The sequence below is a fragment of the Bacillus sp. WC2507 genome, assembly GCF_052656125.1.
In genome coordinates this window covers 2,007,036-2,032,975 of the sequence record NZ_JBQXPN010000001.1, presented here as the reverse complement: position 1 = coordinate 2,032,975, position 25,940 = coordinate 2,007,036, and the positions used below count along the sequence as shown (strand labels likewise).

Below are 25,940 nucleotides of genomic sequence, written 5' to 3'. Positions count from 1 at the left end.
TTAACCTGATACTGGTATTAGTAGCTTTAAAGTTTTACGCTGATTCACTAAATTTAACAATCGCTTTCTTAGTTCAAATTCATTTAAATCTGTATATTCAGAAATTATCTTTTCTATTTCTTCTATACGAACATTCATTTCTTTCCCTACATAAATTCTCGGGTGGACTTGCTTCTCATTCATTTCATCTTCTTTTAGTAATTCTTCAAAAAGTTTCTCTCCAGGACGTATACCAGTAAATTCTATTCCTATTTCATCCACGGAGTTCCCTGATAATCGAATGAGGTTTTTAGCAAGATCAACTATTTTTACTGGTTCTCCCATATCTAGCACAAAAATTTCTCCACCTTTGGCTAACGCACCAGCTTGTACTACAAGTCTAGATGCCTCCGGAATAGTCATAAAATAACGAATCATATCTGGATGCGTAACTGTAACTGGTCCACCCTTTTGGATTTGCTTCTTAAATAAAGGGATTACACTCCCTCTACTCCCTAACACATTTCCAAATCGTACAGTAACAAACTTTGTATGACTCATTTTATCTTTATGTTGTATTACCATCTCAGCTAATTTCTTTGTCGCTCCCATAACACTCGTTGGGTTCACTGCTTTATCAGACGAAATCATAACAAACGTTCCTACTCCATGTGTTCTCGCCGCCTCTGCTACATTCATAGTCCCAATCAAATTATTTTTAACAGCCTCTTCAGGATTGTTTTCCATTAATGGTACATGTTTATGTGCAGCAGCATGATATACAACATCAGGAAGATGTTTATTCATTATTACATGCATCTTCTTTTCATCTTGAATATCTGCAATTTCTGGAATAAACATGACTTTTTTATCATTGTATTTTTCATGTAACTCCATTTCTATTGAATATATACTGTTTTCTCCATGCCCTAATAAAATCAATTTTTTCGGCTTAAATTTCGCAACTTGTCTACAAATTTCCGAACCAATGGATCCACCTGCACCAGTAACTAAAATGACTTTATCCGTTATATAATCTGAAATGATATTCACATCTAACTCTACAGGGTCTCGTCCTAATAAATCTTCTACTTGAACATCCCTGAATTCATTCACTGACACTTTACCTGTTACTAAGTCTTCTAACATTGGAAGAATTTGTGTTTTTACTTGAGTTTTTAAACATTCTTTTAAAATAGCATTTCGATTTCGCTTGTTTAAAGAAGGAATTGCTAAAATTATTATTTCAATATTCAGTTTTTTAGCGACGTACTCGATTTGATTCATACCACCAATTACTGGAATTCCCCAAATATCAAGATTATGTTTTTTGACATTATCATCAATAAACGCGACTGGCATTAATTCAGTAGCATTATTTTTCAACAATTGTCTTGCAACCATTGTCCCAGCAGATCCTGCCCCAACAATTAATGTTCTTTTTTTATCTCCCTTTTTCACATAATAAATATCTCTGTACATTCTCCAAATAAAGCGAGAACCACCAATTAATAAAATGTGAATCATCCAAGTTACAACTAACAATCGAAAATACATTTTCCCCATGACTAGTTGCTGCACAGCCGCTGTAGTAAGTATAGAAAATGTAACAACCTTGCATATAATTAGCAATTCTCCTATACTTGCATATTCCAAAGCTTTTTTATACAACTTATAAATAAAAGCAAACAAATGATGACTAACTAATAAAGTGATAGAGCTAATAACTGATGATAAGGTGATAACACTGAAGCTAGCATTTACAAAAAAATAACTAAAAAAAATAGCACTTAATACAATCAGTGAATCCATTAAAAGCAATAACGATATCCTCCGTCGATACGTCATATAACTTCCTCCTTTAATCAATTCCATACATAACTCTTTCAAATTTAAAGTTTCTAACTATATTCTCTTTATTAAAAGCATATAGTTAGAAACTTTAATAAAACAATGGGCATCTAACCCTCCCTCACATTACACTCTTGATGACTCGCATCTAAGGCTGTTTTCACAACCCACAGCATAATCGAGTGCCTCCATTGATAGTGGTAAGGAGACATCACCCAATCTTCATCCTTTATAAAGAACACCTATATATATGAATCTTATTTTTTTTTAAAACTTATTTATTTTATTCATACTTTCCCATTCAAAATTGCACCCAATATTCTACTTTTCGTAAAACTTAACGCTCTTTTCGTTTCAAGCGCATCTTCATTCACAGTACGATTATAGCGAATCACCAATAATACTCCTTCACACTTATCAGCTAATACACTCGTATCTGTCACTTCTAATACAGGAGAAGAATCAAATAATACGATGTCGTACCGTCCCATCGCCTTTTGAATTAACATATCCAATCCATCTGAACTAAGTACTTCAGATGGATTGAATGGTATCGGCCCGCTAGTTAATACATCAAGATTTTCCACCTCTGTTTTTTTCACAGCACCTTCTAAAGTTGTTTTTCCGTTCAATATATCAGTTAATCCAATTGCATTTTCTATTCCAAACATTTCATGAATCGTTGGCGTTCGTAAATTTGCATCTATTACCAATATCTTTTCACCCTTTTGTGCTATCGAGACTGCTAAATTAACTGTAATCGTTGATTTTCCTTCACCATATCTTGGAGAAGTAATAACTATAGTTCTACTTTTATGAATAGACGAAGACAATTGAAGGTTTGTTCGAAGCGAACGATACTGCTCCGAAATTTTCGATCTTGGAGCGGTATAAGCAACTATACTTTCTCCTTTAACTTTATTTGTTTTTCGTCTATTTTTGTAAGCCACTCTGTTCCCTCCCCCAATAATGCTTTATTTTTTTCAATGAATTTGTCTTTCACATTTTTTCTATTCATTTTAGATATTCCGCCCAAAACAGGGACATCTAACAATTGCTCTATTCGCCGTTCCGATTGAATTCTCTCATCAAGTGAATCCAATAAAAAAATGAAGCCAATACTGAATACCATACCTATAGAAAATGCAATTAAGATCGTCTTAGAGTGATTCACATTTATAGGCATATAATTTTTTTGAAATGAGTCTTCTGGTAATATACTCACATTATTGAAATTCAGTATATTCGCTACTTCTTTCTTATAAACAGTGGCTGTAGTATTTGCAATTTTATGAGCAAGAACAGGATCTATATCCACTACATTTATTCTCATAATCTGAGACCCTTGTACACTTTCTGTACTTATTTGTCCACTTAATGCACCTGCAGATCTATTAATATTCAATTCAGCAGCCACTTTTTCTAATATTACAGGCTCATTTACCATCGCTTTTAATGTATTCATCGTTTCAGCATTTGCTTGAACAATAACCCTTGCTGAGGAGGCATACAAAGGTGTTTTCATATACATACTATACAGGGCTCCTCCTACCGTTGTAAGAGTCGTAAATAATAATAGTATCCACACCCTTTTCCATATTACATTAAATAGATTTTTTAAATTTATTTCCTTATTCATTACTTCTCCCCCTCATTTAATACCAATGAGATTTCAGTTAAAACTCCCATAAAAACCATAAATAAAACACATGTTTTTTATTTTTAATATATAAACATTACTAATTACTGTCATTTTAGTTCTTTATATAGAACGAGTCAATATAATTTATTTTTGTTTAATCACTTCTTAATTTCAACTCAAAAATTACGACAATATCCTTCATAATTTACTGTAGATAAATGACGAAAACGCCCTGATACCGTAGTATCAGGGCTGTTTTTCTTTGTATTGAATCGTATTTCAGCAAAGTATTTTTCCCCATCGAAATAGATCGTATATATTAAATGCATTGGTTTTTCAAATGATGCTCATTTCTCATAGGTATTAGTAAATCCGTTTGTGAATTTGTTAGCACCTTTATATTCCTACTAGGAAAATGCCCGATAAATTCAAAAACCTCAACACGTTATATTTCCGGATTTGAAAAGTACATGAACAATGTTTTAGAATAAATTTTCTTGTGGCTGTTTTTCATTTTGCAACCACATGACGTTATAACAAAAGAGAAATAAAAAAACCTTGATACCAGTTGTATCAAGGGTTTAAGCCTCTTAGTATAGAGACATATATTGATCGCGTTCCCATTGGTGTACTTGCGTGCAGAATATATCCTCTGAATTCATCAAGTTTTCAAGCTTGCCAAAAACGTTGACTTATCAAGATTTTATAAAAGTGATGTTTCATAGCGATTCATCACTTTTTTTATTTTTTGTGGGTGAATTGTGGGTGGGTTCGTGGGTGAATTATAAATTATTTTGATTCACCCACAAAAACAAACGGTCATTCATTTATTTCTTCCTTGTCGGTCACGACCTTTTTCTTCTTTTCATATTCCCCTTCCTCAACTCCAAGTTCAAGAAGTATAGCATTTAATTTATTGTAAAGGTCATTCGCACCCCGAACGGAATTTTTGCCCCTATCATTGATCGAAGTTAATTGTCCATTAAATTCGAATGCAATTCCGTCTCTGTGGCGAAAGATTTTTATACCGTCCAAATAAGCCGTCTTTTCATTATGATATGTAGCTTTAAAACGTCCATTTTCAATTGTTTTTTTATCCATTATTAAAACCCCCTTTTAGTTTTCAAGTTTCCCCGCCTATTACATTTTAAAAATACGATGCATCTATTTTGCTGTATCTTATATTTATAACTACAATACCTCTACTGTCGGAATGTCAGCTGGTGCCCATTTCAATTTCTTTAAACGACCAATACTAATCCATCTCAATTCTGAATGTTCAAGGGCCTTAGGTATTCCTGACTTTATACGCGCTTTATAAGTAACTAAGTGAACAATTATATTCTCGTATTCATGTTCAACTGCTTTTAATTGTTCCTCTACAGTAATAAAACAATCCAATTCTTCTTTAATCTCACGTACTAAAGCATCTCGCGGATGTTCCCCTTTATTTATCTTACCACCTGGAAACTCCCAATAATTTGGAAGTGACATCTTTGGGGAACGTAATGCACAAAGTACGTGATTATCATTATTTAATATAACTGCACCAACGACTGATATTTTTTTCTTCATTTTTGATCGCTTCCTTATGCGAATTATTGTAATTTAATCATTATCTTCCTTACTATTTATTTCTTTCATTTATTACCGTATCTTAACACTTAATTCCTAGCAAGATATAAATTAGGAAATTTACACCTTAATTCATCAAAAATATTCCTACTCAAAACTTCTCTTAAGGACGAAAAATTCACATATCTTATTTATATAATTTTTGTTATGGTTCCATATGTTAATCAGGTACAATATTACAGATAGGACGAGCTGAAAAACAAACCACTAGGTCTGGAACGATATTTAAAGGTGATGAAGACCAAATACTATTACCATTTGGATATCCATCCGAATGGATCAAAGAAGTTAGGGAAATTCCAAATAAATAGGAGGACAATATATATGTCTAAAAATGCAAAGGTACTATTAATTATATTACCTTTATTATGTAGCCGACCCGATTAAGAGTCGGCACTTTTTTTATTTCACTTTTGCTAAAGGTGCTAAGACTAAAGCTGTAAATACAGGTAAAAAAGCAACACACACTTCAAAGATAACCATTCAATCAGTAGGAAGATATGGTAAGGTTTCTCCTGATGAACTCTTTATTTACAAGAAGAAAAGTACCTCTGATGTAAGAGCGATAGCAGAGAATACAGGTTTTAATGAGCACCGTATTCAAAGAGCAAAAGATTATGTGTTTTTTAAAGAACATGTACTAAAAGATGGTAGTAAAGGTTACTTTGATCCCGATTATCCAATGTCATTAGCGTAGAAACGATTAGAATCAGGTAAGCACCTTCCAAGTGATATAGATTTATTACACCATGAAATTTTTGAATCTCGATTTGAAGGGATTTTCAAAACAGATTACAAAACAGCACATGCAGCAACTGTAAAATCAGGTCGCCCTTGGGAAATACCTGAAATTGATAGAGAATAAAACAATAAAGGAGATAAATTATGGCAATTCATATTACAATGAATAAAGAATTTGAAGACAAGGAAATAGTTGTATATCAATTTTATCCCTCAGAATATCCAGATAAAGTTGGAAAAATGTATTTTCATAAAAAAGATCGAATGTTTCATGAAATAGATCCAGTTCCGGTAAAATCAACTGCAACAAGTGAACATTACTTTTATTGTGCATGTAGCAGAATAATGCAATGTATCAAGAGTGGTGGAGAATTTTTGGAAGAAATGACATACGGAGTATAACACAACAAACAAGGATATAAAAAAACGGCTCAAATAAAGAGCCGATTTCTTTTTCATACTACTACTAGGTTAATAGACGTATACATAGACTTCATTTACAGTAACATCTATCCCCTACCTAAAAGGGGTATAATTGAAACATAGATTATTAACCTTAGTAACAACACGCTTAATAATAGGAGAAAAAAACATGAAATATATGGCATATGTAGAAAAAAACAATAAACTAATCGAAGAGGAAGTTACAATAAATATTAACGGTGTAGTATTTACAGGATTCTCCACTGTTTGTCCGTATATAATTGAAGAAGGGAAAAGTTATCCTGTTATTCTCAATATTACGATTTTTGATGATTTTGAAATAAATGAGGGCATAGCTGGAGTTAAAAGTTTAAAAAGAATTGATGATTCTTTTAAATATCGTATTAGCGGGATATTAAATCGTGAATTTATTGATGCAGGGATCATTATTAAAGACGAAGATGAAAGTTTTCCAGAACATAGCGAATACTTTAATACGTTCGTTGAAATTGAAGTTGATAGAATTAATATTGAATTTTTAAAAGAAGACTAGTCATCCTCAATAATTTCAAACTAGAAATCAGGAGATCATTTTTCTCAGACAACTCCAAACATAAAATTCAGTATAAATAAAAGGGGCTTTATTTATGGCAATATGTTTATTAATGACTAAAGAATTTGAAGATGAAGAGATTGTTGTTTATCAATACTATCCTTCTGAATCACCCGATAAAATAGGAAAAATGTATTATAATAAAAAAGAACGAATGTTTTATGACTTAGAGCAAGCTCTAGTAGATTCAGAAACAATGAGAGAACATTATTTTAATTGTGCATGTACTAGGATTGTTCGATGTCTAAAAAGAAACGAAGACTTTCCTGACAGCATGGCATATGAAGCATAATGAAATGAACAAATATATAAGCCGATTCCTTTAATAGGAACCGGCTTTTCCTATTACTTCACATATACGTAGGTTTCATTTACAGTAATATAGTATGTTCTTCCTTTGCTAACTGATCAGGAATACAGTAAGCGAACTGTTCAAATTATCCACGCTACAATGAACAATGCTATGAAAACGGCTGTTAGCTTAAAAAAAATCGAAAACACTCCTTGTGAAGAAGTAGTTATTTCAAATAAGAACAATAAAGAAAGAGAATGGCTAAAATACATGCGAAGTGAAGACATTCCCCTTTTCTTAAAAACTTCTTATCAATACAACTATATTTATTACATCTTTTTCAAAGCACTTCTGAATACTGGTATGCGTAAAGGTGAAGCTGCTACTTTACAATGGAAAGACATAAATTTAAAAGAACATACTATTACTATTTCTAAAACATTGGATTTTACAGCTAAAACAAAAGAAGAATTATTTGGAGATACAAAAACATTTACTTCTAAACGTACTATCATGATTCCTAAAACATTAGTCGATGAATTGCTGGCACATAAAAAATGGCAAAATGCTAATAAGCTTGTTTTACAAGATGCATATGAACATGAATTAGATTTAGTTTTTTCAAGAGTAGATGGAAATTTCTTGCCGAAGTCAACATTGTTCAATGCATTCTCACGCATACTTAAGAAAGCAAATTTACCTAGACTAGAAATACACTCATTACGACACACCCACGCGGTTCTTTTATTAGAGTCTGGTGCAAGTATGAAATACATTCAAGATCGACTAGGACATAAGAGTATAGAAATCACTGCTAACGTTTACTCTCATATTAGCGACAAAATTAATAAGGATTCTATTTCAGGGTTTGAAGCTTATATGAATAACGTATTGGGGTAAGTTTGATTTTTTTGTGGGTGTTTTGTGGGTGAATTACTCTCCTTTCAAATAAAAGTGTTTTACCCACAAAATAAAAAAACCCTCAACACGTTGTGTGTCAAGGGTTTAAGCCTCTTAGTATAGAGACATATATTGATCGCGTTCCCATTGGTGTACTTGCGTGCGGAAAATATCCCACTCAATCTCTTTCGCTTCGATGAAGTGCTCAAGTAAATGCTCTCCTAGTGCACCGCATACTACTTCATTAGATTGTAATGTAACTAATGCTTGCGCTAATGTTGCTGGTAAGTCAACGATACCTGCTTCTTCGCGCTCTTCTTTTGTCATTACATAGATGTTACGGTCTACTGCAGCTGGTGGAGTTAATTTGTTTTTAATTCCATCAAGACCTGCTGCTAATAATGTAGCCATTACTAAATATGGGTTTGCAGCTGGGTCAACACTACGTACTTCTACGCGTGTACTAATACCACGAGATGCAGGGATACGTACTAATGGGCTACGGTTTTGTGCAGACCATGCTACGTAACAAGGAGCTTCATATCCAGGTACTAAACGCTTGTAAGAGTTTACAGTCGGGTTTGCTACCGCTGTAAATGCTGGTGCATGTTTTAAAATACCTGCGATGAAGTGACGAGCATCATCACTTAATTGTAATTCACCGTTTTGATCGAAGAATACATTCTCACCATTTTTGAATAGTGATAAGTTACAGTGCATACCTGAACCGTTCACACCGTATAATGGTTTTGGCATAAATGTTGCGTGTAAACCATGTTTACGAGCAATTGTTTTTACAACAAGTTTGAATGTTTGAATGTCATCACATGAGCGAATTGCATTTGCATATTTAAAATCAATTTCGTGTTGCCCTGGAGCAACCTCATGGTGAGACGCTTCAATTTCAAAGCCCATTTCTTCAAGTTCAAGAACGATATCACGACGACAGTTTTCCCCTAGATCCATCGGCGCAAGGTCGAAGTATCCACCGTTATCGTTTAATTCTAATGTTGGATTTCCTTTTTCATCTACCTTAAATAGGAAGAATTCTGGCTCTGGTCCAAGATTGAAATCTGAGAATCCTAATGCTTCCATTTCTTTTAATACACGCTTTAAGTTGTTACGTGGATCACCATCAAATGGAGTGCCATCTGCATTGTAAATATCACAGATTAATCGAGCTACTTTCCCTTTTTCAGCTGTCCAAGGGAAAATTACCCAAGTATCCAAATCCGGATATAAATACATATCCGATTCTTCAATACGTACGAAACCTTCAATAGAAGATCCATCAAACATCATTTTGTTATCAAGAGCTTTTGTTAATTGGCTCACTGGAATTTCTACGTTTTTAATTACTCCTAAAAGGTCCGTAAATTGTAAGCGGATATACTTTACATTCTCTTCTTTCGCCAAACGGAAAATATCTTCTCTTGTGTACCTAGCCATTATAAATTCCTCCTTAGTCCCTCTAAACACCTTCAGAATCAGTTATCTTTAGTGAAAAAACCTTGAAATGTCACCTTGTCGCAATGAAGTTCGATTAAATCTACCTGTATGTTGTAGTTCGTCTCGAAGTATTTTGCGAAGCTCAGTTTTTGAAATTTCTTTCGTTTCTTCTTTTACTTTCACTGCTTCTGTTTGATTTTCTTTCATTAGTAACACTTGTTTAATACCAGCCATATTCAAGCCTTGATCTAATAAATCTTTAATCTCTAACAACTTATCTACATCGTTAAATGAAAATAATCTACGATTCCCCTTTGTACGGGTTGGAGAAATAAGATTATGCTCTTCATAGTAGCGAATTTGACGTGCAGATAATTGTGTTAAATCCATAACAATACCAATAGGAAACAGCGGGGCAGAACGTCTATCTTCTTTCATTGTTTCAGTTCCTCCTTCGCCTTAACTGCTTCTCATTTTATACCATGTTATGTTTAGTGTCAATAGATGTTAGCTTTTCTTACATGATTTTTTTATAAATTTTTTCATTCTTTTTTCTAATGAAATAAATCATTACTTTCATTAGAAAAAAGCTGTCGAAATCGACAGCTTCCCGTTAAGAAATTGTTAATAATTCCTTTTCAATTAATGCATCAATTGCAGAACAAATCGCAATCTTTACATGTGAATAAGTTAACCCACCTTGCACGTAAGCAACATAAGGCGGACGAATCGGACCATCAGCTGACAATTCAATACTTGCACCTTGAATAAACGTTCCCGCAGCCATAATTACATCATCTTCATACCCTGGCATGTAGTTCGCATATGGAGTGAAGTGAGAATTAATCGGAGATGCATATTGAATCGCTTGGCAGAATGCAATCATACGATCTTTATCATCAAATTGAACAGACTGAATTAAATCGGTTCTTGGTACATTCCATGCCGGTGATGTATTCATTCCTAACTTCTCTAAAAATGCAGCTGTAAAAATCGCACCTTTTAGCGCTTGTCCCGCTACATGTGGCGCTAAGAAGAAACCTTGATACATTTCTTGCAAACTATATAAAGATGCCCCTGCTTCCGCACCGATTCCTGGAGATGTTAAACGATATGCACAAGCTTCAACATACTGCTCTTTACCAACAATGTAACCACCAGTTTTCACAATTCCACCGCCAGGGTTCTTAATAAGCGAACCTGCCATTAAATCTGCACCAACATGACACGGCTCTTGCTCTTCAATAAACTCCCCATAACAGTTATCTACAAACACAACAACATCAGGTTTAATTTCTTTAACAAACGCTATCATCTCTTTAATTTGAGAAATAGTAAACGACGGACGAGTAGCATAACCTTTTGAACGCTGAATACCAATCATCTTCGTATTACTATGAATTGCAGCCGCAACAGCTCCAAAATCAACAAGCCCCTCTTCAGTAAGCGGAACTGCATTATAACCAATATTATATTCTTTAAATGAGCCTACACCTTTTCCGCGTACGCCAACAATTTCTTCTAACGTATCATATGGCTTACCAGTGATGTACAACAACTCATCTCCTGGACGTAAAATACCGAATAACGCTGTAGAAATCGCGTGTGTTCCCGAAATAATTTGCGGGCGAACAAGACCAGCTTCCGCTCCAAATACATCCGCATACACTTTTTCTAACGTATCACGGCCAATATCATCATAACCGTAACCTGTCGTAGGAATAAAATGTGAATCGCTAATTTTATGTTTACGAAAACTTTCTAATACACGAAACTGATTACTTTCAATTACTTCATCCGCGCGTTTATGAACTTCTGTAATCTGGCTCTCTACTTCTTTTACGATTGGAGCAATTTTTTCTCCATTTTTCAAACGATCAAACATTTTTATTTTCTCCTTCTTCCACTAAAAATCTCTTTAATTGCACATTAAGCGATGAATGAGCAAAAATATACCCTGCACAATTATACACAAATTTATCTTCCATAAACTCCATCTTTGTTAATAGTGTCTCTGTCTTTAATAACGTTAACAACTTACCTTCACTCGGAGGAATTTCCACTTGATAACGATTCATTTCTTCCTTCATTTTCGTTTCTATCGCTTCTTTTATATGTAATAAATCACTTTCTTCAAAAGCACTAGTCATTAAGAAGTCATTTTTCGGAAACGGAATAAAATTTTGATGTAACTCATCTTTTTTATTATATAACGTAATAATAGGAATATGATTGATTTCAAGTTCTGACAATAATTGTTTTACTGTTTTCTCATGCCCTATATAATTAGGATCTGCAGAATCAACAACATGTAAAATAACATCCGCTTCACCAGCTTCTTCTAATGTCGAACGAAAAGCAGCAATTAATGACGTAGGTAAATCTTGTATAAAACCAACCGTATCAGTTAGTAATACTGTATAACCTGAGGGTAACGGCATCTTCCTTGTCGTTGGGTCTAGCGTTGCAAACAACAAGTTTTCTTCAAACGTATCTGCTTCCGTCAACCTATTAAACAGTGTAGATTTTCCCGCATTCGTATATCCTATTAATGAAACTTGAAATACTTTATTATCTTTTCTTCTCTCACGATATCTTTTTCGATGTTCCACAACAATCGCAAGTTGTTTCTTTATTTCATCAACGCGTGATCGAATATGACGACGATCCGTCTCAAGTTTCGTCTCACCTGGCCCTCTCGTTCCAATACCACCACCAAGACGTGATAAAGACAATCCTTGCCCCATAAGACGTGGCATTGTATATTGCAACTGAGCTAATTCTACCTGAAGCTTACCTTCCCTCGACTTCGCACGTTGCGCAAAAATATCTAATATTAGTTGCGTTCGATCAATTACCCTCGCATCTAATACTGAGGATAAATTCCGAATTTGACTCGGCGTTAATTCGTTATTAAATACGATAACATCCGGTTCTAATTCTTCCGTTAACATTGTAAGCTCTTCTAATTTACCTTTACCTATATAAGTCGCCGGATGAAACTTCAGTCGTTTTTGCGTTGTAGACACTAATAATTCTGCTCGTGCAGTCTTCGCTAGCGATGCAAGCTCTTTCATGGAATGCATAAACTTTTCATCATCATCTTGTGGCAATTGACAGCCTACTAATATGACTTTTTCTTTTTCTTCCATCAAATATGTTCACTCATCCTTTTCGAAATTTAAACCTTCTAATATAATAGCAGAGGAAGCACATTTCATCTAGTTAGCGGGGGAGAAAATTCATGGCATGGGAGATTTTTAGCATCATAGGCACAATCGCTTTCGCACTAAGTGGAGCCATTGTTGCAATGGAAGAGGATTATGATATTTTCGGGGTGTATATTTTAGGAATGGCAACCGCATTTGGGGGAGGTGCCCTTCGTAATTTATTAATCGGTTATCCGATTGTCGCGTTTTGGCAACAAGACATGTTATTCCAAATCGCACTACTATCAATGACGATTATTTTTCTTTTTCCTAATAAATTAATTAGACATTGGAAAAAGTGGGAAAATATCACTGATGCTATCGGCTTATCAGCATTCGCCGTACAAGGAGCATTATATGCTCAAAAATTAAATTTACCAATTAGCGCTACAATCGTAGCAGCTGTTTTAACTGGTATTGGCGGTGGTATCATCCGCGATCTTTTAGCCCGAAGAAAGCCTCTCGTCCTTCGAGCTGAAGTATATGCCTTTTGGACGATTTTAGCAGGTTTCTTAATCGGTGCTCAAATTATTGTTAGCGATTGGGCTCTATATACCTTATTCATTTTAATTGTTTGCTTCCGCATGGTTTCTATTCATTACAAATGGCATTTACCGCATAGACGCATCGATACAAAAGAACGTTCCATGCATAAATAGCAATCTAACCTCTTTACAGATCGTAAAGAGGTTTTTCTTTTCCAATGAGTTTTTCTTTACATAATGTTTATACTAATCCTCAAAGCGAGGTGAATACAAATGACAAACCATGTGAATAAAGGTGCTCAAAAAAGCTCAGTAGGTCAAATTGGACACGATCCTAATTCTGCACACGAAAAAAGCGCTAAAATGGAACGCTTCCATAAATCTTATCAAGAAAAAGCAAAAAAAGAGTAAAAGCACTTATACAAAAAAAACAGACGCACAGTTTACGTACTGTGCGTCTCCTCTTCAAACATCAAATCACTACTTGATAGCCCAATTAAATCATATTTATCATACGTATCCTCTTGCAGCAACCGCATAGCCTGTGTACGGATCGATTTTTCAACAATATTCCGTACATATCGTCCATTACTAAACGATGTAATTTGCGACGAGTACTTTACAGCATGTAAATGATCTCTAAATTTCCATTCAGCCTCTTTCGATAACTGGTATTCACGCTCTTCATACATCCTCTTTCCAATTTCCAACAGTTGATTTACTGAGTAATCCGCAAATTCAATTATAAACGGAAAACGTGATTGCAGTCCTGGGTTTAATGAAAGAAAATGATTCATCTCTCTTGAATATCCAGCTAAAATCAATACAAAACCGTGCTGTTTATCTTCCATATGTTTTACAAGCGTATCAATTGCTTCTTTCCCAAAATCTTTTTCTCCTCCTCGAGCCAATGAATACGCCTCATCTATAAACAAAATACCTCCCATTGCCTTTTTTATTAAATCTCTTGTTTTTTGAGCTGTATGTCCGATGTACTCTCCTACAAGATCTGCACGTTCAGCTTCAACTAAGTGCCCTTTTGATAAAATATTCATCTCAAACAACAATTTTCCTATCATTCTAGCAACAGTTGTCTTCCCTGTACCTGGATTCCCTTTAAACAACATATGGAGTACTTGCTTCTCAGATTTCAATCCTATTTCTTGTCTTTTTTTATTCACATAAATCCAAGCATATATTTCTTTTATTATCTTTTTTATATCATCCATCCCAACAAGCTTCCCCATCTCTTCTTCAATTCTTTGCAGCATCTCATGTTTCGTAGTAGTTTCATTTGAAATTACTGTTTTATTTTCTGCGACCGGTAAAGAAATTTTCTTTCGATGATTTAACACAATGTTAATTTGATTATTATTTTTCTTTCGCATCGATTGTTCCATACAATCACCTCATTTTATCCCGCTATTTGCGAGCAGTAAGACTCCCACCTCAAAATTCAGCAAATGTTAGGAAGTTAGGCGGCAGATAATTGCCTGCAAATGCCCGATTGGTGTAGGCTGATAATCATCGAGGGATTAACAAAATCCCCACTGATTAAAGTTTCACTTTATCCACCCACCAAATATTATTATTCCTGTCTCCCTTGCAAATGACTATTTTCAGAAAAGTTTGCTATAATATAAGAAATAATGAAGGTGGTGGGACTATGGAGACAACGGAATTCCATGATACAATACAAGCCTTTTCTATTTTTTTATTGAATAAAGGCCGAAAACCTTCAACCATTAAACGTTATGTTTATGACATTAAAGATTTCGGACATTGGTTAGAAAAAAACAAAAAGCTCCCTTCCAGTAATATATGGGCTACACTTTGTACAAAAGACTATGAAGATTATTTTTTCGACTTAAAAAAGAATCGACATTACTCAGAGAAAACGATGCACCGTGTATTTATTGTATTAAATAGAATGCATCACTTTCTAAACATCCCTAATCCATTAAAGAATATGGAAATTTCTATCCAACCAGACCGCACGCTTCGCAATGAAGATTTCATTTCATCTGATGAAGAAAAAAGGTTAAAACATATAGTCACTTCATTGGAAGGACTTTCAGAAAAACAACGTCCTGTGCGCCCCTTATTGATGGATCGTAATATCGCTATTTTAAACTTATTAATCGACTATGGATTATCCTTACAGGAACTTACAGCATTAACTATGCATCACGTCCACTTTGAAACTAGCACATTATCTATACCAGCAACCGCAGGAGTAGAAAGAACAATTACATTAACCAGCGAAGACAAAAAACAACTATATACTTATTACAAAAGCATCCCTGAACCCGTTCGTCCAAAATACCATAGTAATGATCCATTATTTATCGCATTCGATTTTAATCGCGGAACATACAGATGGGTATACGAAAATGATGCACCAAAAGGATTAACAGAAATCGCTATCCAAAAAATGATTCGCCTTGAAGTATCTAGAGCTAATTTACGCAAAGGAATCTCAGGACAACATTTTCGTAACACCTATATTTTAAACTTAATAAAAAAAGAAACTCCGGAGTCAGAAATTATAAAACTAGCTGGGTTCAAATCAAAAATTTCACTAAAACGATATTATCAATACGCAGAAAATAGAAAAAACGCCTTATGATAAGGCGTTTTTTCTATTTTTTCTTCAAACAAACGATTTTACTATGACCATTTAACCAATTTTTGCATCTACTATGATGAGTTTCATTCACATTCTCATTAGAAAGGAGAGATTTAATGTCTCGTTATGACGACAGTCAAAACAAATTCTCCAAACCATGCTTTCCAAGTAGCGCTGGACGAATCCCAAATACCCCATCAATCCCAATTACTAAGGCACAACTTAGAACATTTCGCGCAATCATTATCGATTTAACAAAAATAATCCCAAAACTTTTTGCAAATCCATCTCCCCAAAATATTGAAGATCTAATTGATACATTGAACCTACTAAGTAAATTTATTTGTTCACTAGACGCTACTTCCTCCCTAAAAGCGCAAGGATTAGCTATTATAAAAAACTTAATAACTATATTAAGAAACCCAACCTTCATAGCAAGTGCTGTATTTGTTGAACTCCAAATTTTAATTAATTATTTACTTTACATCACAAAGTTATTCCGAATCGATCATTGTACACTCCAAGAACTCCTTAAATTAATTGCAGAGTTACAAACTACTCTAGTTAATTCAGCTTCGTTCGGCAGAGGGCCTACCGGGCCTACTGGACCTCGAGGTAACACGGGCGCTACTGGCGCTACCGGACCTCAAGGTAACACAGGCGCTACCGGTGCCACTGGGCCTCGAGGTAACACGGGCGCTACTGGCGCTACCGGACCTCAAGGTAACACAGGCGCTACCGGTGCCACTGGGCCTCGAGGTAACACAGGCGCTACCGGTGCCACTGGGCCTCGAGGTAACACGGGCGCTACTGGCGCTACCGGACCTCAAGGTAACACAGGCGCTACCGGTGCCACTGGGCCTCGAGGTAACACAGGCGCTACCGGTGCCACTGGGCCTCGAGGTAACACGGGCGCTACTGGCGCTACCGGACCTCAAGGTAACACAGGCGCTACCGGTGCCACTGGGCCTCGAGGTAACACGGGCGCTACCGGACCTCAAGGTGTTCAAGGTAACACGGGCGCTACCGGTGCCACTGGGCCTCGAGGTAACACGGGCGCTACCGGACCTCAGGGTAACACAGGTGCTACTGGTGCCACTGGACCTCAAGGTGTTCAAGGACCAGCAGGTGCTACTGGTGCCACTGGACCTCAAGGCGTTCAAGGTAACACGGGTGCTACTGGTGCCACTGGACCTCAAGGTGTTCAAGGTAACACGGGTGCTACTGGTGCCACTGGACCTCAAGGTGTTCAAGGTAACACGGGTGCTACTGGTGCCACTGGACCTCAAGGTGTTCAAGGTAACACGGGTGCTACTGGTGCCACTGGACCTCAAGGTGTTCAAGGTAACACGGGTGCTACCGGTGCCACTGGACCTCAAGGTGTTCAAGGTAACACAGGTGCTACTGGTGCCACTGGACCTCAAGGTGTTCAAGGTAACACGGGTGCTACTGGTGCCACTGGACCTCAAGGTGTTCAAGGTAACACGGGTGCTACTGGTGCCACTGGACCTCAAGGTGTTCAAGGTAACACGGGTGCTACCGGTGCCACTGGACCTCAAGGTGTTCAAGGTAACACAGGTGCTACTGGTGCCACTGGACCTCAAGGTGTTCAAGGTAACACGGGTGCTACTGGTGCCACTGGACCTCAAGGTGTTCAAGGTAACACGGGTGCTACTGGTGCCACTGGACCTCAAGGTGTTCAAGGTAACACAGGTGCTACCGGTGCCACTGGACCTCAAGGTGTTCAAGGTAACACGGGTGCTACTGGTGCCACTGGACCTCAAGGTGTTCAAGGTAACACAGGTGCTACCGGTGCCACTGGACCTCAAGGTGTTCAAGGACCAGCAGGTGCTACTGGTGCCACTGGACCTCAAGGCGTTCAAGGTAACACGGGTGCTACTGGCGCTACCGGACCTCAAGGCGTTCAAGGTAACACGGGTGCTACTGGCGCTACCGGACCTCAAGGCGTTCAAGGTAACACGGGTGCTACTGGCGCTACCGGACCTCAAGGCGTTCAAGGTAACACGGGTGCTACTGGCGCTACCGGACCTCAAGGCGTTCAAGGTAACACGGGTGCTACTGGCGCTACCGGACCTCAAGGCGTTCAAGGTAACACGGGTGCTACTGGCGCTACCGGACCTCAAGGCGTTCAAGGTAACACGGGTGCTACTGGCGCTACCGGACCTCAAGGCGTTCAAGGTAACACGGGTGCTACTGGCGCTACCGGACCTCAAGGCGTTCAAGGTAACACGGGTGCTACTGGCGCTACCGGACCTCAAGGCGTTCAAGGTAACACGGGTGCTACTGGTGCCACTGGTATAGGAGTTACCGGACCTACCGGACCTTCTGGCGGGCCTACTGGACCTACTGGACCTCAGGGGCCTCAAGGTAACACAGGTGCTACTGGACCTCAAGGTGTTCAAGGTAACACGGGTGCTACTGGTGCCACTGGACCTCAAGGTGTTCAAGGTAACACGGGTGCTACTGGTGCCACTGGACCTCAAGGTGTTCAAGGACCAGCAGGTGCTACTGGTGCCACTGGACCTCAAGGTGTTCAAGGACCAGCAGGTGCTACTGGTGCCACTGGACCTCAAGGCGTTCAAGGTAACACAGGTGCTACTGGTGCCACTGGACCTCAAGGCGTTCAAGGTAACACAGGTGCTACCGGTGCCACTGGACCTCAAGGTGTTCAAGGTAACACGGGTGCTACTGGTGCCACTGGACCTCAAGGCGTTCAAGGTAACACGGGTGCTACTGGCGCTACCGGACCTCAAGGCGTTCAAGGTAACACGGGTGCCACTGGTGCCACTGGTATAGGAGTTACCGGACCTACTGGACCTCAGGGGCCTCAAGGTAACACAGGTGCTACTGGACCTCAAGGTGTTCAAGGACCAGCAGGTGCTACTGGTGCCACTGGACCTCAAGGTATTCAAGGTAACACGGGTGCTACTGGTGCCACTGGACCTCAAGGCGTTCAAGGTAACACGGGTGCTACCGGCGCTACTGGTATAGGAGTTACCGGACCTACTGGGCCTACTGGACCTAGCTTCCCTGTAGCAACAATTGTTGTAACAAACAACATTCAACAAACAGTACTACAATTTAATAACTTTATTTTCAGTACTGCAATTAACGTAAATAATATTATCTTTAATGGCACAGATACAGTTACAGTTATCAACGGTGGTATTTATGTCATTAGCGTATCTATTTCTACAACTGCGCCAGGATGCGCTCCTCTTGGAGTAGGCATTTCAATTAATGGAGCAGTCGCAACTGACAACTTCTCTTCAAATCTAATAGGCGACTCACTTTCATTCACTACAATCGAAACGTTAACAGATAACGCAAACATTTCTGTCCAATCTACTCTTAACGAGATTACGATCCCTGCAACAGGAAACACTAACATTCGTCTAACTGTATTTAGAATTGCTTAAATTTCACTATTTATTGTTTATGACAAATAAAAAAAGAGCGAAAAACTCGCTCTTTTTTTGTTATGTACAATAATTCATTACTACTCTAATTCAATGGAAACATTTTTTTGTGGTACAAATGTAGAAATTGCATGTTTATAAATAAGCTGCTGCTTACCTTCTGTTTCCAGTAGGACTGTAAAATTATCAAATCCTTTAATTAATCCACGAAGCTGGAAACCATTTAATAAGTACAGCGTAACAAACGTATTTTCTTTACGGAGTTGATTTAAAAACTGATCTTGAATATTGATTGATTGCTTCATGTCGAATCCTCCTCTTTTTCTCTACTTACTATTATTCGACTTTAGTTGTAACTTTCCTTCTATGTATCGTAAAATTTCTGACGTTTTTTCACCGTCTGTAACATCAAACCATGTGACATCCATCTTATTACGGAACCACGTTAATTGACGCTTTGCATAACGACGTGAATTCGTCTTTAATTGTGATACCGCTTCTTCTAAAGAGACACGATCCTCAAAATAATCATATATCTCTTTATACCCAATCGCTTGAATAGATTGACAATCTCGTATCCCTCTATTATACAATCCTTCTACTTCTTTTAATAAACCTTGGTCCATCATTATATCAACTCGTAAGTTAATGCGATCGTATAGTATTTCTCGATCCATTGTCAAGCCAATCAAGGAAACATCGTATAATAACTCGTTTTCTTGTTTTTCAAGTTGATCACTCATTTTTTCACCCGTCGTGTGGAAAATTTCTAGCGCTCTAATGACACGGCGTACATTATTTGCATGAATACGCTCCGCGCTTTCTGGGTCTACTTCTTGTAATTTTTTATGTACATATTCCACACCACGTTCTAATGCTAACTTTTCCATTTGTTCTCGGTATATCGTATCACCAGCATCATCCGTAAACTGATAATCGAATAAAACAGATTGTATGTACAGACCAGTTCCACCTACGATAATCGGCAATTTACCACGCTCTGTAATCTCTCGAATATGCTTACGAACACGTTCTTGAAATTCGGCAACAGAAAATGATTCTTCCGGATTTTTTATATCGACCATATAATGTGGAATTCCGTCCATCTCTTCTTTCGTCACCTTTGCAGTTCCAATATCCATCGTACGATAAATCTGCATGGAATCTCCACTTATAATTTCACCATTCAACGCTTTGGCAAGATCAATACTTAACTTCGTCTTTCCAACAGCAGTTGGTCCAATGATGACAGCAACTTTTTCACGTTGCACTTCTCCCATATCATTCAACTCTCTTTATGTAATGTACTCCATCTATTGATTATATCCAATCTTACCAATTTTAACGGCATGATTGCAAGTTCTTTCATTTCGGTACATGAAATTATAAATAAAAAAGAACATAGTTTGTCCAATTCGTCATATACATGATTAAAAATACCTTCGAGAGGATGAGTTAACTATGGAACAATCCACTATCAATTTTTCATCTTTGACAAAAGACCTCATTTTAGCTACTGCTACAAAGGAACAAAATTGCTCACAAGAAGAATTATATTTCGCCTTAAATTGTTTGCTACGTTCTTTTCATTCTACTCTCCAAGAAACAACATTACATCCAGAAAATAAAAATACAGATTATATTCAAAATCAATTTTGCAGTGCATATAAAATTATTACAGGTAAAACGATTTATCCTTTTCAATAATCCATAAAAGGCGGTTGCTTACATACTTTCAAGCAACCGCCTTTTATATTAATACATATACTACTTGATAACTTTCACTTTTACAGATTTACGCCCCCAGCTATTAGCACTACCATCTGAACCGACTAAAACATCAATACGATTTCCTTTAATCGCACCACCAGTATCTCCAGCAATCGCTTCTCCATATCCTTCTACCCATACTTTTGATCCAAGTGGAATTACTTTAGGATCAACAGCAATTACTTTCATATTCGGATTCGCTGTTAAATCATGCCCCATTGCAGTTAATACACGACCACCATGCGTACCATTCTCACTTGGATCTGCTGTATACGCTGTCGCTTCTACTGTTATTTCACGTCCACCAGCAGGTGCACTTGTTTCAGTAGATTTAGCAACTTGTTTCGCAGTTGACTTCTCTTTTGCCACAGGTTTACTTGTTTCTACATTCTTAACAGACTCTGTGCTCTTAACTACTTTATTATTTTTAACCGGCGTATTTACTCTTACCGGTGCTTCTTCTTGCGTTACAACTTCTTTCTTTTCAATCACAGGTGCCGTCGCTGTTAGAAATGGCACGTGAACATATCCTGTTTTTCCATTATAATCAAATTGTAACCATTCATTTTGAACTTGATTTGTCGTTTCAATTACATCATCTTTATTCAGTTTACCAAGAATTTCAGAGTCAGTATTCGCTCCAGCACGAACATTTAACACGCCCGCCGTTACATAATATGTACTTTTTGTAAATTCAGCACTTACAAACGCTTCTTTACCATTTAATTTAATTTTTGCCCATCCGTTTTCTGTATTTATAACATCTAATTTATTCCCACTTAACATTTTACCTACAAGTTTTGACTCTGCAGTTGGGTTTTCTCTAACATTTAATACGTCTGTTGTTACAATTGTTTCTGCTTTCGCAGAACCCGCAAAAATCCCAAGACCAAAAACTGCCGCCGTTGCTATACCTAATAATTTTTTCATGAATAGCCTCCATTTGCTTTGTTTTCGTATTTTCATTATAGCAACAGATTTTTAGGATTTTTAGAAATCACACAATTACAAACCATTCGTAATACACGATTAATGAGTTGTAACATAAATTTCCATATTAATGAATTCCATTTCCAATAGAATTCTCAATAGTTTTCATATATTTTCCACATACAAGCACCAGAATTTTTTTCCAAAAAAAATTACAGTATTACTTTTTTGTTACAAAAAAATCATATTTCATTACATCTTTTACCAAAAATCATCATTTTCCAATTATTAACCTCCTTTTTTGTAATAAAAGAGAGCAGCTCATAAAAGCTGCTCCCTTTACATGTGTTATTTGACTTTCTTTTTCCAAATTCCCATCATAAGAGCAGAAACAACTGTCCCTATGAATATCGAGAAAATATATAACACCGGTTTATTTACTAATGCGATAACAAACAATCCACCATGCGGTGCTGGTAATGTAATTTGGAATAACATAGATAATGCACCCGCAATACTTGAACCAACAACACAACTTACTATTACTCGAACCGGATCTGCAGCTGCAAACGGAATCGCACCTTCAGTAATAAACGATGCTCCCATAATATAATTTGTTAAACCCGATTTACGTTCTGCTTCAGTAAACTTTGATTTAAAGAAGGTAGTTGCGAATGCAATCGCTAATGGCGGTACCATACCACCAGCCATAACAGCAGAGTGTACTCCAAAGTTCTTTGCTTCTATTGCAGCGATACCAAATGTAAATGCGGCTTTATTAATTGGACCACCCATATCAATCGCCATCATGCCACCTAGAATAAGACCTAATAATATAGCATTCGTTCCACTCAAACCATTCAACCATCCTGTTAACATTTCATTTAATGCTACTACAGGTGGGTTTACTACTTTTTGCATAACAACCCCTGTAATTAACAATCCAAAGACCGGATATAACAAAACAGGTTTAATTCCTTCTAACTGTACTGGTAATCCTGAAAACAATCTTTTCAATCCTAAAACAATATACCCCGCTAAGAAACCGGCAATTAATCCACCTAAAAAGCCAGCATTTGCTTGTGCCGCCAAAAATCCTCCGACAACACCAGGCATAAAACCAGGTCGATCAGCAATAGAACTTGCAATAAATCCAGCTAAAATTGGTACAAGGAATAAAAAGGCTCCTTTTTCTCCACCACCAATAGTCATTAATATTTCAGCAATAGGACCTTCCGCCTTAATTCCACCGAACATAAATGCTAATGCGATTAAAATTCCGCCACCAACAACGAATGGAAGCATATTACTTACACCGCTCATTAAATGCTTATAAATTCCTAATCCTTTTTCTTTCTCTGTACTTTCTGCCTTCCCATCTTCTTTTATCCCTTTAAAGATTGGTGCATCTTGTTTTACAGCGCGATTAAGAAGTACTTCTGTTTTTCTAATTCCATCAGCGACTGGTACTTGAATGACATGCTTCCCAGCAAAACGGTTCATTTCTACTTGTTTATCTGCCGCAACGATAATAGTTGTTGCTCTTTCAATATCCTCTTTCGTTAAACCGTTCTTTATACCTGTTGATCCATTCGTTTCAACTTTAATCGCTATTCCTAGCTCTGCTGCTTTTGCTTTCAAGCTATCCGCAGCCATATACGTGTGAGCGATTCCAGTTGGGCAAGCGGTAACTGCTAATACGTACGGTTCATTTCCTTCTGGTTTTGCAACCTCAACCTCTTCTTCTTCTTTTTCATTCTCTTTTTCATCAAATAAGCGAAGAAGTTCCTCTCCATCCTTTGCTTCTAATAATTGTCTGCGAAAACCTTCATCCATTAATAATGTAGATAGGCGCGACAACGTTTCTAAATGAGTATTATTCGCCCCTTCGCTTGCAGCAATCATAAAGAATAAATGCGCTGGCTGTCCGTCAAGTGATTCATAGTTGATACCGCTTACACTTCTACCAAAACAAATCGCTGGTTGCTTAACAGCTTTTGTTTTCGCATGAGGTATTGCAATCCCTTCCCCTATTCCAGTCGTACTTTGTGACTCCCGCTTAAAAATAGCTTCTTTAAATTCTGCTTTACTATTTAAACGATTTGCGCTGGCTAATTTCTCCACTAATTCATCTATGACAGCTTCTTTATTTGAAGCTGTCAAATTCATAATAACTGTATCCTTTTTTAATAGTTCTGTAATTTTCATATGTTGCTTCCCCCTATCGCTTAGCTACAATTACTTGCGACAATAATTCTTCTACTTTTTCCTTTTCACATAAATCAGCTGAAAATGCTGTTGCACTCCCCGTTGCAACGCCATATTGAAATGCCTTTTCAATGTCTTTTGTCTGTTCATATTTACCTACAAATCCTGCAACGAGAGAATCTCCAGAACCAACCGAATTAATTACAACACCTTTTGGAACAGTTGCTTCATATATACCTTCTGCCGTAAATAATAAAGCTCCATCTCCGGCCATTGATACGATAACGTGCTCTACACCTTGTTCGATTAATTTTCTTCCATACGGTAAAATATCTTCTACTGTTGAAATCTCTACTCCGAATAACTCACCAAGTTCATGATGATTAGGCTTTATTAAAAATGGCTTATTTTTAATTACATGCTGAAGTGCACTTCCGCTCGCATCTACTACTACACGAATACCTTTTTCAGCTCCAAATGCTGCGATTGATTCATAAAAAGTAGTGGGGATAGATGCCGGTACACTTCCAGCTAGTACCACACAATCTCCCTGCTTCATACTTTCGATTTGTTTCATTAATTGTTCAAATTGTTCATTTGTCACATTAGGACCTTGTCCATTTAATTCTGTCTCTTCTTGCCCTTTTATTTTCACATTAATTCGGGAATCTCCATCTACTTGGACGAAATTTGTTGTTACACCTTCCGTCTGTAATACATCTTTAATAAATTGACCGGTAAATCCACCAGTAAATCCAAGCGCTATATTTTCAACACCTAAACGATGGAGAACACGAGAAACATTAATCCCTTTTCCTCCAGGAAACTTCATATCTTTCTCTGCTCGATTTACTGCGCCAAAATCGAAGGAACTAACTTGTACTACATAATCAATAGATGGGTTTAAAGTAACTGTATAGATCATTGTTTATCAGCCTCAATTACATTGGTTTGTCTTTTATATTTTTCTAAATCAATTTCTAAATGGTTTGTAATAATATTTGCCTCTTCCACATTGGCACTTTTCGCAAACGCAACTTCCGAAAACTTACTTTCATCAATTAAAAAATATCCTTCGTTCGCTAATGTTAATGCCATTTGTTTTAAAAGTGCCTCTTCTGGATCCGGTGTTGTAAAACCAAGCTGTTCATGTACACCATTCGCTCCTAAAAAACATTTATCAAAACGGTACTTCTGCATACTTTCTTGCGCCATTGCACCAATTAAAGCTTTCGTCCTACTCTTCATCATCCCGCCTAGTAAATACGCACGAATATTATTGTCAACTAAAGCTTCAATATGCATAAGTCCATTCGTAACGACAGTAACATCTTTATTTATTAAAAATGGAATCATTTCAAATGTTGTACTTCCTGCATCTAAATAAATGCAATCACCTTGTTCAACAATGCTAGCTGCATACTTAGCAATTTGTTGTTTTATTTGAATGTTTTTGGATGATTTTTCAACCATCGTCGGCTCTTGTCCTTTTCCTGTTAAAACAGCAGCACCACCATGAACTCTTTTTAATAACCTTTGCTTTTCCAATTGTGCTAAATCACGACGAATTGTTGATTCAGAGCTTTCTGTTCTTTCCACTAATTGCTGTAATTTAACAACCTTCTGCTCTTTTACAAGTTGCAATATCATTTGATGACGTTCAGGAGTTAACATTTTATTCACCTCTTCTTTGATTACAGTATAATGAAAACGATCACAAAAATCAACCACAAACATTCATAAA

24 protein-coding genes and 1 pseudogene are annotated in these 25,940 nt (G+C 37.0%); 9 read left to right on the top strand and 16 right to left on the bottom strand.

All coding sequences use genetic code 11. The features are described from left to right. From ACUN28_RS10850 to ACUN28_RS10830, 5 genes are all read right to left on the bottom strand, one after another. On the bottom strand, window positions 1-1,827 hold the full coding sequence (locus ACUN28_RS10850) for a polysaccharide biosynthesis protein (protein WP_016135177.1): 1,827 nt from the start codon (window positions 1,825-1,827) through the stop codon (window positions 1-3). A 290-nt stretch (window positions 1,828-2,117) separates the two neighbouring features. Then, window positions 2,118-2,780 (bottom strand): CpsD/CapB family tyrosine-protein kinase, encoded by a 663-nt coding sequence (locus tag ACUN28_RS10845; protein ID WP_016086724.1) that lies wholly within the window; start codon window positions 2,778-2,780, stop codon window positions 2,118-2,120. Continuing rightward, a complete protein-coding gene (locus ACUN28_RS10840) occupies window positions 2,729-3,469 on the bottom strand; it encodes a YveK family protein (RefSeq protein WP_016086723.1) in 741 nt (246 codons plus the stop codon). Before ACUN28_RS10840 ends, ACUN28_RS10845 begins: the two co-directional genes overlap by 52 nt. 822 nt (window positions 3,470-4,291) lie before the next feature. Next, window positions 4,292-4,573 carry a hypothetical protein gene (locus tag ACUN28_RS10835; RefSeq protein WP_016086722.1) on the bottom strand — a complete coding sequence of 94 codons (282 nt, stop codon included), beginning with the start codon at window positions 4,571-4,573 and terminating at the stop codon, window positions 4,292-4,294. 90 nt (window positions 4,574-4,663) lie between these two features. Then, entirely contained in the window at window positions 4,664-5,047 is a 384-nt protein-coding gene (locus tag ACUN28_RS10830; RefSeq protein ID WP_016086721.1) for a (deoxy)nucleoside triphosphate pyrophosphohydrolase, read from the bottom strand. Window positions 5,048-5,992: 945 nt separating this feature from the next. On the opposite strand from ACUN28_RS10830, the gene ACUN28_RS10825 reads away from it, so the two are divergent. The 4 genes and pseudogenes from ACUN28_RS10825 to ACUN28_RS10810 all read left to right on the top strand — a co-directional run. Then, window positions 5,993-6,250, top strand: coding sequence for a hypothetical protein (locus tag ACUN28_RS10825; RefSeq protein WP_016086720.1), 258 nt, complete (start codon window positions 5,993-5,995; stop codon window positions 6,248-6,250). A gap of 190 nt (window positions 6,251-6,440) precedes the next feature. Then, window positions 6,441-6,824 carry a hypothetical protein gene (locus tag ACUN28_RS10820; protein ID WP_016086719.1) on the top strand — a complete coding sequence of 128 codons (384 nt, stop codon included), beginning with the start codon at window positions 6,441-6,443 and terminating at the stop codon, window positions 6,822-6,824. A 94-nt stretch (window positions 6,825-6,918) separates the two neighbouring features. Next, the gene (locus ACUN28_RS10815; protein ID WP_016086718.1) at window positions 6,919-7,176 is read left to right on the top strand and encodes a hypothetical protein; all 258 of its coding nucleotides are present in this window, start codon (window positions 6,919-6,921) and stop codon (window positions 7,174-7,176) included. A gap of 108 nt (window positions 7,177-7,284) precedes the next feature. Next, a pseudogene (locus ACUN28_RS10810) lies at window positions 7,285-8,076 on the top strand (site-specific integrase); the annotation flags it as partial. A gap of 114 nt (window positions 8,077-8,190) precedes the next feature. On the opposite strand, the gene glnA reads toward ACUN28_RS10810, so the two are convergent. The 4 genes from glnA to hflX form a co-directional block, all read right to left on the bottom strand. Continuing rightward, on the bottom strand, window positions 8,191-9,525 hold the full coding sequence (gene glnA / locus ACUN28_RS10805; protein ID WP_000135339.1) for a type I glutamate--ammonia ligase: 1,335 nt from the start codon (window positions 9,523-9,525) through the stop codon (window positions 8,191-8,193). A 48-nt stretch (window positions 9,526-9,573) separates the two neighbouring features. Next, the gene (gene glnR, locus ACUN28_RS10800) at window positions 9,574-9,963 is read right to left on the bottom strand and encodes a transcriptional repressor GlnR (RefSeq protein WP_000656779.1); all 390 of its coding nucleotides are present in this window, start codon (window positions 9,961-9,963) and stop codon (window positions 9,574-9,576) included. 175 nt (window positions 9,964-10,138) lie between these two features. Further along, window positions 10,139-11,410 (bottom strand): methionine gamma-lyase family protein, encoded by a 1,272-nt coding sequence (locus ACUN28_RS10795; protein WP_016086716.1) that lies wholly within the window; start codon window positions 11,408-11,410, stop codon window positions 10,139-10,141. Further along, entirely contained in the window at window positions 11,403-12,677 is a 1,275-nt protein-coding gene (hflX, locus tag ACUN28_RS10790) for a GTPase HflX (protein WP_016086715.1), read from the bottom strand. The genes ACUN28_RS10795 and hflX overlap by 8 nt, the downstream gene beginning before the upstream one ends. A gap of 92 nt (window positions 12,678-12,769) precedes the next feature. Here hflX and ACUN28_RS10785 point away from each other — a divergent pair, with 92 nt between their 5' ends. After that, the gene (locus ACUN28_RS10785; protein WP_000312270.1) at window positions 12,770-13,393 is read left to right on the top strand and encodes a trimeric intracellular cation channel family protein; all 624 of its coding nucleotides are present in this window, start codon (window positions 12,770-12,772) and stop codon (window positions 13,391-13,393) included. Between the two features lie 99 nt (window positions 13,394-13,492). Continuing rightward, window positions 13,493-13,630 carry a hypothetical protein gene (locus ACUN28_RS10780; RefSeq protein WP_016086714.1) on the top strand — a complete coding sequence of 46 codons (138 nt, stop codon included), beginning with the start codon at window positions 13,493-13,495 and terminating at the stop codon, window positions 13,628-13,630. 32 nt (window positions 13,631-13,662) lie between these two features. On the opposite strand, the gene spoVK is transcribed toward ACUN28_RS10780, so the two are convergent. Next, the gene (gene spoVK / locus ACUN28_RS10775) at window positions 13,663-14,619 is read right to left on the bottom strand and encodes a stage V sporulation protein K (protein WP_016086713.1); all 957 of its coding nucleotides are present in this window, start codon (window positions 14,617-14,619) and stop codon (window positions 13,663-13,665) included. A 266-nt stretch (window positions 14,620-14,885) separates the two neighbouring features. Here spoVK and ACUN28_RS10770 point away from each other — a divergent pair, with 266 nt between their 5' ends. Both ACUN28_RS10770 and ACUN28_RS10765 read left to right on the top strand, forming a co-directional pair. Further along, window positions 14,886-15,848, top strand: a complete 963-nt coding sequence (locus ACUN28_RS10770) for a tyrosine-type recombinase/integrase (RefSeq protein WP_016086712.1) — start codon at window positions 14,886-14,888, stop codon at window positions 15,846-15,848. A gap of 116 nt (window positions 15,849-15,964) precedes the next feature. Beyond that, window positions 15,965-19,288, top strand: a complete 3,324-nt coding sequence (locus ACUN28_RS10765) for a Gly-Xaa-Xaa repeat protein (protein ID WP_445423375.1) — start codon at window positions 15,965-15,967, stop codon at window positions 19,286-19,288. 80 nt (window positions 19,289-19,368) lie between these two features. On the opposite strand, the gene hfq is transcribed toward ACUN28_RS10765, so the two are convergent. Together hfq and miaA are read right to left on the bottom strand one after the other, a co-directional pair. Beyond that, window positions 19,369-19,593 (bottom strand): RNA chaperone Hfq, encoded by a 225-nt coding sequence (gene hfq, locus ACUN28_RS10760; protein WP_000813896.1) that lies wholly within the window; start codon window positions 19,591-19,593, stop codon window positions 19,369-19,371. Window positions 19,594-19,614: 21 nt separating this feature from the next. Further along, window positions 19,615-20,568, bottom strand: coding sequence for a tRNA (adenosine(37)-N6)-dimethylallyltransferase MiaA (miaA, locus tag ACUN28_RS10755; RefSeq protein WP_016086709.1), 954 nt, complete (start codon window positions 20,566-20,568; stop codon window positions 19,615-19,617). A gap of 181 nt (window positions 20,569-20,749) precedes the next feature. Here miaA and ACUN28_RS10750 point away from each other — a divergent pair, with 181 nt between their 5' ends. After that, entirely contained in the window at window positions 20,750-20,995 is a 246-nt protein-coding gene (locus tag ACUN28_RS10750; protein ID WP_016086708.1) for a hypothetical protein, read from the top strand. 60 nt (window positions 20,996-21,055) lie between these two features. On the opposite strand, the gene entD is transcribed toward ACUN28_RS10750, so the two are convergent. The 4 genes from entD to ACUN28_RS10730 form a co-directional block, all read right to left on the bottom strand. Further along, the gene (gene entD / locus ACUN28_RS10745; RefSeq protein WP_016086707.1) at window positions 21,056-21,988 is read right to left on the bottom strand and encodes a cell wall-binding protein EntD; all 933 of its coding nucleotides are present in this window, start codon (window positions 21,986-21,988) and stop codon (window positions 21,056-21,058) included. Window positions 21,989-22,336: 348 nt separating this feature from the next. Beyond that, window positions 22,337-24,196: a PTS fructose transporter subunit IIABC gene (locus ACUN28_RS10740; protein WP_016086706.1), complete on the bottom strand. Its 1,860-nt coding sequence runs from the start codon at window positions 24,194-24,196 to the stop codon at window positions 22,337-22,339. A gap of 13 nt (window positions 24,197-24,209) precedes the next feature. After that, on the bottom strand, window positions 24,210-25,121 hold the full coding sequence (pfkB, locus tag ACUN28_RS10735; protein WP_016086705.1) for a 1-phosphofructokinase: 912 nt from the start codon (window positions 25,119-25,121) through the stop codon (window positions 24,210-24,212). Then, the gene (locus tag ACUN28_RS10730) at window positions 25,118-25,870 is read right to left on the bottom strand and encodes a DeoR/GlpR family DNA-binding transcription regulator (RefSeq protein ID WP_016086704.1); all 753 of its coding nucleotides are present in this window, start codon (window positions 25,868-25,870) and stop codon (window positions 25,118-25,120) included. The genes pfkB and ACUN28_RS10730 overlap by 4 nt, the downstream gene beginning before the upstream one ends. Window positions 25,871-25,940 lie beyond the last annotated feature (70 nt).

Excerpts from the sequence above, each read along its gene's own strand:
- ACUN28_RS10850 (WP_016135177.1), bottom strand. The coding sequence starts at position 1,827 with ATGACGTATCGACGGAGGATATCGTTATTGCTTTTAATGGATTCACTG.
- ACUN28_RS10840 (WP_016086723.1), bottom strand. The coding sequence starts at position 3,469 with ATGAATAAGGAAATAAATTTAAAAAATCTATTTAATGTAATATGGAAA.
- ACUN28_RS10835 (WP_016086722.1), bottom strand. The coding sequence starts at position 4,573 with ATGGATAAAAAAACAATTGAAAATGGACGTTTTAAAGCTACATATCAT.
- ACUN28_RS10830 (WP_016086721.1), bottom strand. The coding sequence starts at position 5,047 with ATGAAGAAAAAAATATCAGTCGTTGGTGCAGTTATATTAAATAATGAT.
- ACUN28_RS10825 (WP_016086720.1), top strand. The coding sequence starts at position 5,993 with ATGGCAATTCATATTACAATGAATAAAGAATTTGAAGACAAGGAAATA.
- ACUN28_RS10820 (WP_016086719.1), top strand. The coding sequence starts at position 6,441 with ATGAAATATATGGCATATGTAGAAAAAAACAATAAACTAATCGAAGAG.
- ACUN28_RS10815 (WP_016086718.1), top strand. The coding sequence starts at position 6,919 with ATGGCAATATGTTTATTAATGACTAAAGAATTTGAAGATGAAGAGATT.
- glnA (WP_000135339.1), bottom strand. The coding sequence starts at position 9,525 with ATGGCTAGGTACACAAGAGAAGATATTTTCCGTTTGGCGAAAGAAGAG.
- glnR (WP_000656779.1), bottom strand. The coding sequence starts at position 9,963 with ATGAAAGAAGATAGACGTTCTGCCCCGCTGTTTCCTATTGGTATTGTT.
- ACUN28_RS10795 (WP_016086716.1), bottom strand. The coding sequence starts at position 11,410 with ATGTTTGATCGTTTGAAAAATGGAGAAAAAATTGCTCCAATCGTAAAA.
- hflX (WP_016086715.1), bottom strand. The coding sequence starts at position 12,677 with ATGGAAGAAAAAGAAAAAGTCATATTAGTAGGCTGTCAATTGCCACAA.
- ACUN28_RS10785 (WP_000312270.1), top strand. The coding sequence starts at position 12,770 with ATGGCATGGGAGATTTTTAGCATCATAGGCACAATCGCTTTCGCACTA.
- ACUN28_RS10780 (WP_016086714.1), top strand. The coding sequence starts at position 13,493 with ATGACAAACCATGTGAATAAAGGTGCTCAAAAAAGCTCAGTAGGTCAA.
- spoVK (WP_016086713.1), bottom strand. The coding sequence starts at position 14,619 with ATGGAACAATCGATGCGAAAGAAAAATAATAATCAAATTAACATTGTG.
- ACUN28_RS10770 (WP_016086712.1), top strand. The coding sequence starts at position 14,886 with ATGGAGACAACGGAATTCCATGATACAATACAAGCCTTTTCTATTTTT.
- ACUN28_RS10765 (WP_445423375.1), top strand. The coding sequence starts at position 15,965 with ATGTCTCGTTATGACGACAGTCAAAACAAATTCTCCAAACCATGCTTT.
- hfq (WP_000813896.1), bottom strand. The coding sequence starts at position 19,593 with ATGAAGCAATCAATCAATATTCAAGATCAGTTTTTAAATCAACTCCGT.
- miaA (WP_016086709.1), bottom strand. The coding sequence starts at position 20,568 with ATGGGAGAAGTGCAACGTGAAAAAGTTGCTGTCATCATTGGACCAACT.
- ACUN28_RS10750 (WP_016086708.1), top strand. The coding sequence starts at position 20,750 with ATGGAACAATCCACTATCAATTTTTCATCTTTGACAAAAGACCTCATT.
- entD (WP_016086707.1), bottom strand. The coding sequence starts at position 21,988 with ATGAAAAAATTATTAGGTATAGCAACGGCGGCAGTTTTTGGTCTTGGG.
- ACUN28_RS10740 (WP_016086706.1), bottom strand. The coding sequence starts at position 24,196 with ATGAAAATTACAGAACTATTAAAAAAGGATACAGTTATTATGAATTTG.
- pfkB (WP_016086705.1), bottom strand. The coding sequence starts at position 25,121 with ATGATCTATACAGTTACTTTAAACCCATCTATTGATTATGTAGTACAA.
- ACUN28_RS10730 (WP_016086704.1), bottom strand. The coding sequence starts at position 25,870 with ATGTTAACTCCTGAACGTCATCAAATGATATTGCAACTTGTAAAAGAG.